This is a genomic window from Cellulomonas sp. WB94 (assembly GCF_003115775.1).
Taxonomy (GTDB): Bacteria; Actinomycetota; Actinomycetes; order Actinomycetales; family Cellulomonadaceae; genus Cellulomonas_A.
The window spans coordinates 356,387-369,153 of the sequence record NZ_QEES01000002.1; the positions used below are offsets into that span (position 1 = coordinate 356,387).

At 63.7% G+C, this 12,767-nt stretch carries 7 protein-coding genes; 1 reads left to right on the forward strand and 6 read right to left on the reverse strand.

From position 1 onward, the window contains the following. Positions 1-30: 30 nt before the first annotated feature. Positions 31-2,862 carry a SpoIID/LytB domain-containing protein gene (locus tag DDP54_RS02830; protein WP_109130468.1) on the reverse strand — a complete coding sequence of 944 codons (2,832 nt, stop codon included), beginning with the start codon at positions 2,860-2,862 and terminating at the stop codon, positions 31-33. A gap of 182 nt (positions 2,863-3,044) precedes the next feature. Between DDP54_RS02830 and DDP54_RS02835 the strand changes: the two genes are divergently transcribed. Then, positions 3,045-5,429: a glycoside hydrolase domain-containing protein gene (locus DDP54_RS02835; RefSeq protein WP_109130469.1), complete on the forward strand. Its 2,385-nt coding sequence runs from the start codon at positions 3,045-3,047 to the stop codon at positions 5,427-5,429. Positions 5,430-5,445: 16 nt separating this feature from the next. Here DDP54_RS02835 and DDP54_RS02840 read toward each other — a convergent pair whose 3' ends face one another. From DDP54_RS02840 to DDP54_RS02860, 5 genes are all read right to left on the reverse strand, one after another. After that, the gene (locus tag DDP54_RS02840; protein WP_158274436.1) at positions 5,446-7,395 is read right to left on the reverse strand and encodes a methyltransferase; all 1,950 of its coding nucleotides are present in this window, start codon (positions 7,393-7,395) and stop codon (positions 5,446-5,448) included. A gap of 36 nt (positions 7,396-7,431) precedes the next feature. Next, positions 7,432-9,462, reverse strand: coding sequence for a glycoside hydrolase family 99-like domain-containing protein (locus tag DDP54_RS02845; protein WP_109130471.1), 2,031 nt, complete (start codon positions 9,460-9,462; stop codon positions 7,432-7,434). A gap of 34 nt (positions 9,463-9,496) precedes the next feature. After that, on the reverse strand, positions 9,497-10,294 hold the full coding sequence (locus DDP54_RS02850; protein WP_146192348.1) for a rhamnan synthesis F family protein: 798 nt from the start codon (positions 10,292-10,294) through the stop codon (positions 9,497-9,499). A 231-nt stretch (positions 10,295-10,525) separates the two neighbouring features. After that, entirely contained in the window at positions 10,526-11,776 is a 1,251-nt protein-coding gene (locus DDP54_RS02855; RefSeq protein ID WP_197711293.1) for an ABC transporter ATP-binding protein, read from the reverse strand. Between the two features lie 2 nt (positions 11,777-11,778). Beyond that, the gene (locus DDP54_RS02860) at positions 11,779-12,666 is read right to left on the reverse strand and encodes an ABC transporter permease (RefSeq protein ID WP_109132304.1); all 888 of its coding nucleotides are present in this window, start codon (positions 12,664-12,666) and stop codon (positions 11,779-11,781) included. Positions 12,667-12,767: the final 101 nt, after the last annotated feature.

Consider the following 12,767-nt stretch of genomic DNA (forward strand, 5'->3'; position numbering starts at 1 on the left):
CCGGATGAGCAAGTCGCTTGCTGTAGAAATCTAGCCGCTGGATACCACTGACTGACACCCCAGCGAGACGTCACCACCAGTACCCACGTTCACCGCCGTCACACACACCCGGTGCGCACCCGGCACAGCGTTGACCAACCCCGCGAAACCATGCGCATCGCCATACCCCGGGAACGCCGCACCCACATCAGCGCGCAGCAACCCCGCCAGCACCGGCTGCCCCCGACCATCCACGTCCACCCACACGTACGACGAGGACGACGTATCGGGATCCACCACCCAACCACTCACCGACACACCGCCCGACGCACCCGTCACCGCGTCGACCCTCCCCAGCGGCGACCCACCAGGGACCACCACTGACCGACACCCCAGCGAGACGTCACCACCAGTACCCACGTTCACCGCCGTCACACACACCCGGTGCGCACCCGGCACAGCGTTGACCAACCCCGCGAAACCATGCGCATCGCCATACCCCGGGAACGCCGCACCCACATCAGCGCGCAGCAACCCCGCCAGCACCGGCTGCCCCCGACCATCCACGTCCACCCACACGTACGACGAGGACGACGTATCGGGATCCACCACCCAACCACTCACCGACACACCGCCCGACGCACCCGTCACCGCGTCGACCCTCCCCAGCGGCGACCCACCAGGGACCACCACTGACCGACACCCCAGCGAGACGTCACCACCAGTACCCACGTTCACCGCCGTCACACACACCCGGTGCGCACCCGGCACAGCGTTGACCAACCCCGCGAAACCATGCGCATCGCCATACCCCGGGAACGCCGCACCCACATCAGCGCGCAGCAACCCCGCCAGCACCGGCTGCCCCCGACCATCCACGTCCACCCACACGTACGACGAGGACGACGTATCGGGATCCACCACCCAACCACTCACCGACACACCGCCCGACGCACCCGTCACCGCGTCGACCCTCCCCAGCGGCGACCCACCAGGGACCACCACTGACCGACACCCCAACAATGGGTTAGGCCCAGCCGGCTCATTCACGACAAGGACACAGACACGGTGAGTTCCCGGTTCGGCCGGGATACTTGCCGAGAAGCCGTGCTCTGCGCCGACTCCCGGCAGAGCCGCCTCAACATCGTGCCTGATGCCATTTGCTGTCACCGTGATCGGCTCCTGCTTGTCTGTCACCACGAGCACGGCGACAGCCCCCGTACCCGCGTCCGGGTCGACAGCCCAGCCGCTCACATCAAGATGTGTGTCTTCGCCCGCGTTTCCGGGCTGCCCACCTACGAAGTCGACCGCCCCGTATGGGGCCCCCGCGGGGACCTGGATGTCGGCACACCCGAGCGTGGTATCACTGCCGCCACCGACATCGATCGCCGTGACGCACACACGCGTGGCACCTGGAACGGCCGAGAGTGTCGCGTCGAAACCGTGACTCGAGCCGGACGCTGGAAAGACCGCGCCGACGTCCGGACGGTCGCGGTCCGCAAGGACTGTTCTGGTCTGGCCGGAGAACGCCACGCTCACGTCGATTGGTCCGGTGGTGTCGGGATCGATCGCCCAACCAACGACGCCGATGCCACCCGTCGTACCCTTGACGACCTCCAGGTTGCCGAACGGTGAGGGCGGCGCCGCATCCACGATCCGCCACCAGTTCGAGAGAAGTCCAAATGCGGGAGATGAGATCGTCGCGTTGCCCGTCGTGCACTCGACTCTCGCGGACGTCACGCGACCGCCGAGTTCTCCGTTTCCGTCTCGCTCCAGCACAAGACGCTGCAGCTGACCGCCTGACGGGCACGCTCTCTCGACACGCGCCACCTCGAGCGTGTTCGTCCAGCGACTGACCGTGTCGCCGGGAGCCGAGCCGGTGTACGGATCAGAGTGTGCAACAAGGTAGGGCCGCGCACCGTCCTTGGCATACCCACCGTTACTCGATGAGAATTGGGTAAGCGCGGGCCCGCCCCCGAAATAGCGGGCAATTCGCGCCGTTGCAAGGACTGCGACATCGGTTCGTGGGTCATAAAGCTCAGTCACGGACCCGGCTGCCGTGACGGTGGCCGCGCCTCCGTACATCTGACACAGCGTCGAATCGCAGAGGTCGGCTGAGCCAGCTGTCTGTCGCACGGCTAGCGCGTATGTCCTTGCGGCAATCGCCTGTGCCTGGAGCGCAGCCGGCGCCCACCACGCAGGGCTCTCGCGTGGCACAACACCGCGGAGGTACTCCTCCATCGGCACGTTGTTGACCACCTCGAGACTTGAGCTCGACGTGGCAAGAGCGCGCAATGCCCCCGCATACCTAGTTCCGCTGCCCGCGGCGTCGAATGCCCACAGCTGTGACCCGCCCCCGCCTGTGACCTCTACGGGACCTACGACCTGGGAAGTCGCACCAAGCACGAGAGGCAAGCTCGCCGATGTCCCAATCGCGGAAAGCGCAAATCCCGTCGCGGTCCTTGTCACCTGCACTCGGGCGTCCACGGGAGCTGCCACTCTTTCGCCCGTTGAGACATCGAGGACGAAAACTGCGGCCCCGGGCAGAGGACCGACTGTGAGCTGCGTCCCAGCGAACCGGAGCAGACGGACCCGCAGTGCATAGTCCTGGCCGATGTCAAATCGGGCTGTCTGCGGATAGTAGTAGTCGAGGATCTGGTCAGCAGACTGCCCCTGCAGGGCGGCTGCCTGCGCGCCCCACTGCGACAGGCCGATGCCATGACCGTAGCCGCGACCCTCCACGGACCATTGCCCGGAGGAAGGAACCGCGTACGCCTCTTCGGCTGCCTGCGCAGGTGCAGCGACCACGGTCACGAGCGCAAGAGTGGACATCGTGACAAACGTCAGTACCGTCGCGACCAGGCGCTGAACTGGACTACTCATGACGACTCCTCGGTCAACACGCGCAGGTCTGCCTGCGACGCCCGTGCGAATGCCGGTAACGTAACCTGTGCGACGATCGCCGCGTGCACGTAACTGCGGCGTGGCGCTGCGTCATCGTCTGGAGCGATTGCGGGCACGCGCCCACAATCCCGCAAAACGGGTCTCGAGGGAGAAATAGGACAATGCGCCAGCGCTTTCGACCACGTCGGGTTGCGATTTTTCTGCTCTCGGTGGCGGCCGCGGTGCCGGGCAGCGCCCTCGCTACCGAACCGGCCTCGGTCTCGTCTCCAACAGCTGAGACGTCCCCAACGACTGCGCAGTCGGTCGACAACGCGACCAGTCCCGCAACACCGACGGCAGATGCATCCTCGTCGCCGACCGTCAGCGTCGCACCCACCCCTGACTCATCGCCTTCGACAAGCGCTACGACCACGACGGAACCATCACCGCCGGCGACTGTGTTGCAGACAGCGACGGTGGCGAATGTCAGCGTCGACATCCCGACAGGCTGGCCAACTGTTGATCTGAGCGCTGACCCGACCGCATGTGTCCGCTTCGACAAGCACGCCGTGTACGTGGGCACGCCTGGGCCTGCCCAAGACTGTCCAGCCATCGTCGCTGGACGAATCGCGGCGATACTGCTTCAGCCGCTTCCATCTGAGCTGCCGTTCGGCACCGTGATACTCATACCTGGCACCACAGTCGCGCCCAGCCCGGAGCAGATCCTCGCCGGCGAGATCGTCGCCCGCGTCGATGGTTCGGACGTTCTCGTCACGGCCACTTTCGGTGCGGACGTCGGCGAGGCAGTCGCAGCGCTGAAGACCGTTTCGGTCGCGGCGGCGCGCGTCCAGAGCCGCGGGCTCGTCGTGCCGACCAGCTTTCTCGCAACTGCTGCGCTGGCCGACCCGCCACCGCTCGATCGGACGTTCACGTGGCACCACGGGCCTGGCTTCGACGCCTGCACTGCCCCTGCCCTGTCGACCATGCAGGCATGGCTGGCGTCGCCGTACCGGGCGATCGGCGTGTACATCGGCGGGGCCCTTCGCGGATGCGCGCAGCCCAACCTCACATCGAGCTGGGTCCGCAGCGTCGCCACCCTCGGCTGGACAGCACAGCCCATCTACGTCGGCGTTCAGGCGCCTTGCAGCAACTTCACGTCGAAGATCACGTACGGGCAGGAGTGGAACCAGGGCCGCGATGCCGCACTCGACGCAGTCTCGCGCGCGCGCGCTCTCGGCATCGGCGCGGGCTCAGACATCTATTACGACATGGAGGGATACACCGTAGGTACTCAGTGCAGCGGGTCAGTTCGGGCCTTTCTCTCATCGTGGACAGACACTCTCCACTACAACGGCTATAGCTCAGGCGTGTACAGCAGCCTCGCGTCCGGAATCGCCGACCTCGCGATCGGCGCAGGTCAGCCCGGATTCGTCGCTCCCGACAAGATCTGGATCGCCCGGTGGAACGGGGTGCCAGACGTCTACGGTGATGCGCCCTACGTTCGCGACGACCAGTGGTCGCCCTACCAGCGCATCAAGCAGTACCGCGGGGGCCACAACGAGACGTTCGGTGGCGTCACGATCAACATCGACAACGACATCCTCGACACGGATCCGAATCAGGGCAACCCACTCGGTCAGTTCGACTCCGCAACGGCAGGACCCAGCACCGTCACCGCGAACGGCTGGGCCATCGACCCCGACACGAACGCGTCGATCATGGTCCAGATGTACATCGACGGCGCGACGAATGCCCTCACCTGGGCGAACCAGAACCGCACCGACATCGGCGACGCCTTCCCAGCCGCGGGCCCAGCCCACGGCTACAGCCTCACGATGAGCACCCCCGCCGGCTGGCACACCGTGTGCCTCTACGCCATCAACACAGGCCCGGGAACATCCAGCCCCCTCGGCTGCCGCACCATCAACGTGCTGTCCAGCAACCCGTTCGGTCAGTTCGACTCCGCAACGGCAGGACCCAGCACCGTCACCGCGAACGGCTGGGCCATCGACCCCGACACGAACGCGTCGATCATGGTCCAGATGTACATCGACGGCGCGACGAATGCCCTCACCTGGGCGAACCAGAACCGCACCGACATCGGCGACGCCTTCCCAGCCGCGGGCCCAGCCCACGGCTACAGCCTCACGATGAGCACCCCCGCCGGCTGGCACACCGTGTGCCTCTACGCCATCAACACAGGCCCGGGAACATCCAGCCCCCTCGGCTGCCGCACCATCAACGTGCTGTCCAGCAACCCGTTCGGTCAGTTCGACTCCGCAACGGCAGGACCCAGCACCGTCACCGCGAACGGCTGGGCCATCGACCCCGACACGAACGCGTCGATCATGGTCCAGATGTACATCGACGGCGCGACGAATGCCCTCACCTGGGCGAACCAGAACCGCACCGACATCGGCGACGCCTTCCCAGCCGCGGGCCCAGCCCACGGCTACAGCCTCACGATGAGCACCCCCGCCGGCTGGCACACCGTGTGCCTCTACGCCATCAACACAGGCCCGGGAACATCCAGCCCCCTCGGCTGCCGCACCATCAACGTGCCATAGACATCCGCTGATCGCCTCAGTCTGGCCGACCGATGCGTCGGCGGGCAATCGCACGCCAGGCACGTCGGACTCCTCGACGTCCAGCGCGCTCGACAAGCACCGGCAGAGATAGGACTTCCGATCGCGCAGCGTCCCGCTCGGCGCGTGCTGCGTGCAGGGCCCGTTCCGTGAGTTCGAGCTGGGCCTGCGCTGCATCGAACTCGACTCGCGCTGCATCGCGCTCCGAACGGGCGACGCCAAGCTGGCGACCCGTCTCGAAGAGCTGGTCACGTGCCACGACTGCATCTCGTTCCATCTGCTTCTCGCCGATCCACGCCTTGACCGGTGCCATCTCGGCGCGTCGTTCAACGAAGACCCGCCGGAGTTGCTCAGTCACATCAGCCCGCGTTGTGTCGTATGCCGCGGTTCCGGGACGGCCGCCGCCAACAAGCGCCTGAAGCTGCGCCTCATCCCCCAGCGCCACATCGATCGAGGTCTCACCTAGAAGAGCACCAACCATCTGGGCGATCCGCTGAGCGAGTTGGCTCACCGAGTCCACACCCCAACGGCTCAACTCGGAGCGGCTCGTTAGGTCTCGCGCGAGGAGCAGTGAGCCGCGGATCATCGTCTGCTCAACGGAAATCAACTCCGAGCGCCACTCATCGTCTATCAGGCGCGGTTCGCCGTTAACGTAATGCACGTTGTGGGGAAGCACATCGAAAGGTGTGCCCTCGTCGCTTGAACCGACGCGTTCTTTCAGTAAGCGAACCCAGTCGCGAACAAGAGTCGGCAAGATCTCTGGCTCATCCACCGCAAGGGCGACGAGAGACGTACCCTCGACCCACTCTTCGACATACGGAATCACGCGTAGTCCGTCCGCGCTGCCGGATCCGAGCAGCGCGCTCGTCACCAAGGTTCTGCCGGCCGCGGTGTCAATCGTCTTGCGCACCTGGAAGGGACGGCGACGCCGCATCGAAAAGTACGACGCGAGCCTGCCGTCGGGCCACAGCTGGCGCGGCGTCCCCTCAGCCTGTGCCACCAGGACAAAGGAGTTGGAGAACTCGGCACCCACACCTGCGTCAACCAGCTGAGTCCAGAGCAACTCCTCGTCGAGCAGCACCGGGCGATCTATCACCCAGTCCGGACTCGGAAACCTTGGGACCTCGAGCGCAAGTGAAGGGGCGCGCTCTAGTAGCCGGTCTGCGTAGACGAGCCGCGTCAACTTGTAGTCCGGAAATGCACCGAGCACATAGGTCGACACAAATCCAGCGTCCTGTGCAAGCCCGACCAGCTGACGTCGATTGAAAGTCCGCGCGGGACCATCCTTCGGATAGCCCTCTACTGAATGAAAGACCTCACCCGAGTGATCCTCTGGTGCACCGGCGAGGTACTTGACGCCGAGCGCGTTCTCGATTGCCACAACAAGTTGGCCACCCGGCCGCAGCGTCTGCCGCAACAGCTCGAGGAACGTGATGTACGGGCCGCGGATGGCGCTCCCGCCGCCAACGTACTCGAGCACGCCGACAACGACGACGACGTCGTAGGCTGGCTGCAGAGGGATGTCGGACACCTCACCTGAAAAGACGGCTACTCCAGGCAGATCCGCAGACCGTGCCGCTGCAACACGCGCGCGAGCGAGCGTCGGTTCGAGGGCATCGACGGTCGCGCAGGTCTCGCCGAGGTAGCGCGTGATTGCTCCACAGCCCGCGCCGATCTCAAGAACAGCCGCATCCGATGGCAGATCGAGTGAACGGATCACATTCGCCCTCGACGGAGACAAATGATATCGCTCCGGCCAGTTCGTTGCGGTCGCAAACAATTCGTCGCTCAGCGAGTCGAGCGCCAATCCGCTGCGCATTCTATCGAGAAGCACCTGCTCGGATCCGTCAAGCCACGCGGCGCCCGTGTCACGGATGACCCGGACGCCGCCATCGTCAGTTGTCGCCAGACTCCGCAGCGGGGTCATCGGAGTCTTTACGTCAGGCACGGAATCCCACATCCTTCATCGGCCGGCGAACCGGCGTCATCCTCGAACCACATCGCGGACTGCGCAGAGATATCCAAATCCGTGCCGGACAGTCGGCTCGAGTATCGCACCTTCGGCCCACTCGTTCCACGCATTGATGAATACCAGCCGCCGCTCGGCCTCACGCGTCGCCACAGCATCGGCAGTTGCCGCGAGCCATCGCCTGAACGTGTACGGATTGGAGCCGTACCAGATATCCGCGCTCCACTGCCTGCGAGCTGTGTTGTCAAAATCAACCATCACGGCTGGGTACGCGGAAGCATCAATCGACTTCACGCGCTCCTCGGCGTCGCGCACCAGTGACTCGTACGACAGGAGATTGCCCTTGAACTCCGCGTCCGCTCCTAGCTCGGAATAGCCAATCCAATCCCATTTCGAGTTGTGCGGCGGGAACCAATGGATGCCGTCAAGTCCGACTGCCGAAGCTGTCGAGTCGAGCCCGTCGAACTCACGCGCGACGTCGACGCTGATGAGCAAGAGCTCGCCCACACCCTCCTCGCGCGCCCGCGCACGCCAGTGCTCAAGAACGCTCCTGTAGTCCGGAATCTGCGAGATTCGGTAGATGGACAATACGGCCTTGCCGTCCACTCGCAGATAGCGCTTGTCACGCAGCAGGTCCATCACGTCGTCGATGAACTCGGTCGCAGGCACCTGGTCGTAGTCCTGGCCGATGAGCAGATCAGTGGAACGGCCATCCCACCGTCTGGTCCAGTTCTCGTTGGCCCACATCACGCAGAACCGCTTGTCGGTTGTACCGCTCACGAGTGACTCGATCGGCATCGAGAGAAGCCGACGCCCCGCGAACCAGTAGTAGTAATACATGAATCCTTCAACGCCGAACCTGGCTGCAAGGTCTTGCTGCGCCTCGCGTATCTCGTCGAGCCGGAGATCGTAGAATCCCAGCGCGGCCGGCAAACGCGGCTGATGGTGTCCAGGGAACACTGGGTGCGCCGCGACCACGTTCTGCCACTCAGTAAATCCGGCGCCCCACCATCGGTCGTTCTCCTGCGTAGGATGGAATTGCGGAAGGTAGAATGGAATCGCGCGAATACGTCGCGCCTCGGGTGCATCAATCGCATAGCGCTGAGGGCTGCCCGTCGCCTCGAGGAGCGACCTTTCTTCGACTCGAAGCCCGGCCTCCGCCGCAAGGATGCCAACGAGGCGCTCGACTGCGTGCGCGGTTGTTCCATCGACCTGGCCCGCCTCGGGCTCGAAATCGTCAGCAGTTAGCGAGAGTGAACGCAAGCCCTGCAGCAAGAACCCTCTTGTCCAGTACATCGATCCCGATGGGAACCGAAGTGCAGAGGGATCGAGTTCCAGTCCGAGCCGCTCAAGAAGTTCCCTCGCCGCGCGCTCGTCGCCGCCCCAGAACTCCGGCCCGAGCGCACTGCCATCGGCAGTGACGACGCCAAGATTTGGTTCGCCAGCAAACGCCGCCAGGATATGTTCGATGTTTTGAGTGCTCGATAGCAGGGCATCCAGGAACTCTTCGCGCCACTCGGCGCCGCTCCCGTTCAGGAGTTCATGGTCCGCGCGCCACGTGCTGTTCTTGGTATGCACCTTGAGAATCAGCTCGTATGGATCGAGAAGCCCCGCATTGACGACGCTAATCATCGGCAGGATGTCGCGCCCGTGGTTCGCGCACTCGAGCACAGCGACATTCCGGACACACGGCAATGAGTCGACGTCGATACCCAGATCAGTGCCGGACGAGTTCGTCACGATGAGATCTACGTCGACGGGGATCTGGCTGATCTGCTGAAGCAGCTCGCCCATGAGCTCCGGGTAGTAGACATGCATGAGGACTGCGACCCGCGACGGCTGCTCGAATGGCAGATTGGGGTGCACGCGCCAGGCATCAGGGAATGTTCCCGAACGCCGCCCCCGATCGCGTCGCACCCAGGTCGCAAGGCTCGTCCGCGAGCCAGAGTCGACGCGTCGCGGCCGCATCCCCGCGACGCGCGTCCCCACAGCAATCCGCAGTCGCTTGATGCGGCCCGCGAGACCTGCCCGCGTTATTCGTCTCATGCCTCCAGCATCCTCTCCACCATTACGTCGATCACTACAGCCACTCAGCCACGTCGGTCCCGTACCTACGCCGCACTTCCGCACCGATGTCGGCGCCGTCCTCGGCGAGGTGCGGCGACCGGACAAGCTCACGTTTCACGAGTGGCATGCCACGTTCGAGGAGTGTGCGCCAGCCGATGATCGTCGGGTTGTCCGCAGCATCCACCACCTGACCTGCCGGAAACGCAGCGTCGACTGTGTAGCCTTCGCTGAATAGCAGTCGTCCCAAACCGATCTCATGCCGGTGTATGACGTCATTCTTATCGTCGAAGTGCCGGATGTCGCGCCAAAATCGCGCTAGCGGCTCGTCCCTGAGGACGCCGCCGCGATACCCGACGAAGAAACTCTGAAGGTGCCGCGAGAACTGGAGCGTCTCCGTGAGCCCCCAGACGTCGGCAGGACTGCTGTGGAAAGCGGCGAATAGCTTCGAGATCGACGCGAACGGCCCAACGAGACTGTCGTTGGCCAGCACAACGTTTTCGGCGCTCGCAATGTCAGGAAAACGTGCGAGCGCTATCGCCCAAGACCCAAAGTCGTAACCGACGTTCGGCTTGCGCATCACCGTCGTGTCGCCGAGTGTGAAATCACCCCAGTCGAGCGGGCCGGCGCAAGTCGCGCTCGATACCACAAGAACCCGGTAAGACTCTTCTTGGAATGCCTCAACAAGAGCGCGAAAGGAACGAGACACTCGAGACGACTTCGAAAAATGGGCAAGCAGTGCCACACGATTGCCCCAGGCTTGCACACGGCCACTGCGCTCGACCGATGTATTGTCGCGCGCGAGCGCTACCACCGACGCGTGCCCTCCAAGTCCGAGCCACCGCACTTCACCGCCTCCAGTATTGCGAGGCTATCCGGGCCAGACATCGCAACGGCCATGTCAGTCGCCAACTGGAACTCCGCCGCATCGTTTGCAACTGCATCCACGCCTGGTCTCTCTGGCCGCGTAGCGCAGCGGCCTCACGCTCGAGCTCAGCGACGTGGGCCGCGAGCGCACCACGTCCCTGCTCGAGCGGGTCGACGCTCACGAAACTCCGATTTCCGCGCTGTTGAGCGGCTCGGAAACGACTGCACTCCATGTCCCGTTCAACCGCACCGCACCCGGTTCGGCGCCGCCCGCGGGGGCGCGCACGACGAGGGGAAATGCCTTCTCCATGTGATCGTAGACATGCCCCTGACTACGTATCGCAGTTGAGACACGCCACGTGGCAGGAAGAAGCGGCAGTTCGTCGAACGAGTAGTCCACGTGTCCGCGCCCCGCGGCCAAGTCGAGATAGTCGCCGCGCATTCGGGTATTGGTTCCGGCGATGCCGACGCCGTTCTCGTGGTTGAACCCTAGCGCGAACGTTATGCGTGAGACAGGCTCTCGAGCCACATAGTGAGCCCGCACAATCAACGGCTGTCCCGTCAGAACGATTGGCACCGGCTCGCCGTCGGGACCCAGAAACTCAAGGTCCGTGATATACGCCTCGCCAGATCCGGTCCGCGTACCGACGACCATGCCTGCATCTTCCTCGATGACCGGTGCCTCGTTGATCTCGGCCTCGCGCCTGTTCACCTCTGCAATGTAGGCATCGATGACATCACCTGCCGGCCCGAGCGCCCGCAGTGTTCCATGATCCAGCCAAGCAGCACTATCGCACAGCTCAGCCGCCAGTCCGAGCGAATGAGTGACCAGAACGATCGTCGTGCCCTGACTCCGAAGCTTGTAGAGATAATCAAAGCACTTGCGTTGGAACTCCTCGTCGCCGACGGCGATGATCTCGTCGACGATCAGAATCTCCGGCTCGAGTGTCACTGCAATCGCGAACCCGAGCCGGACATACATTCCGCTGGAGTAGATCTTGACGGGCGAGTCGATAAATTCGCCGATACCCGCGAACGAAATGATGTCATCCATCGACTCGTCAATCTGACGACGTGTCATGCCGAGTATCGAACCGTTGAGGTAGATGTTCTCGCGACCTGTCAGGTCGCCGTGGAAGCCCGCACCGAGCTCCAGGAGCGCCGACACCCTCCCGTCGACCATGACCGCACCCTCGGTCGGGCGATAGACTCCTGCCAGGATCTTCAGGAGCGTGGACTTCCCGGAACCGTTGTGCCCGATGAGACCGAACGTTGTGCCCCGAGGGACATCGAACGAGACGTGGTCGAGCGCTTTGAAGTCACCGGTCGGCTTGGTCCCACCGCGAACGAACCGCTCTTTCAGGGTGCCCCGCTTGTCCGAATGCAGCTTGAACGTCTTGGAAAGGTCCTCGATACGGATCGCCGACACGCTCACAGCTCCTCTCCCAGATCGCCGCCAAAGCGACGATTCACGAGAGCGGCGAGCCAGAAGGCCACCGCCGCTGACACAATCATCGCCGCCCACGCAGCGACGCTGGTGACGGTACGGCCGTATGTCAGGTCTCGCAGGCTCTCGACGAAGACGCTCATGGGGCTCCACTTGATGATTCCGCGCAAGGGGATCCCGTGAAATATGACCGGAATGACGCCAAGCGAATAGATGATCGGCGTCGCATAGAATCCAAGCTGCAGGGCAACCGCTACAAGGTGAGCAAGATCGCGAACCAGCACATTGAGGATGGCGAGCACCGAGGCAACTGAGGCACAGAAGATCACGAAGAGCGCCGCCCACGCTGGCAGCAGGAGCCAACTCCATCCGACGTTTCCAAGGAAGATCAGGACTGTGACATAGATGCCGAGCTCGATCATGCTCTGGACGCCAACCGCGACCGTCGCTCCAAGGACTGGGGCATAGGCCGGGAAGTATATTTTCTTAAGCAGGGCCCCTGTTCCGATGAGGCCACTGATGCCGCCATTGATACTCGACGCAAAGAACGTCCATGCAATGAGTCCGGCAAACAACCATACCACGAATATCCCGCTACGACCATTGCCAAGATCTGGCGGGGCACTCTTGAACACAACAGAAAATACGACTGTGTATATACCCAGGGTCGCCAGTGGAACGACTAGCGACCAGGCCCAACCCAGCGCCGAACCCTTGAATTTTGACTTGAGGTCTCGCTGTCCGAAGTTCCAGACAAGATTCCACTGCCGCCAAATGGGTGGCGTATATCTTACCTCGCGAACCGGCCGCGGGGACCCTTCCGAATCGCCTGCGCTTAGCCGCAGAGCAACCTCGGAACTGTTGGCTTCCATTTGGAGGATCCTCCAGGTCAGGGGCACCACATGACTGCCAGACCGCCACCGACGTCCCGGGTGGCCGCATGATGGTTGGCGCGGCAACGATACCAGCGCCC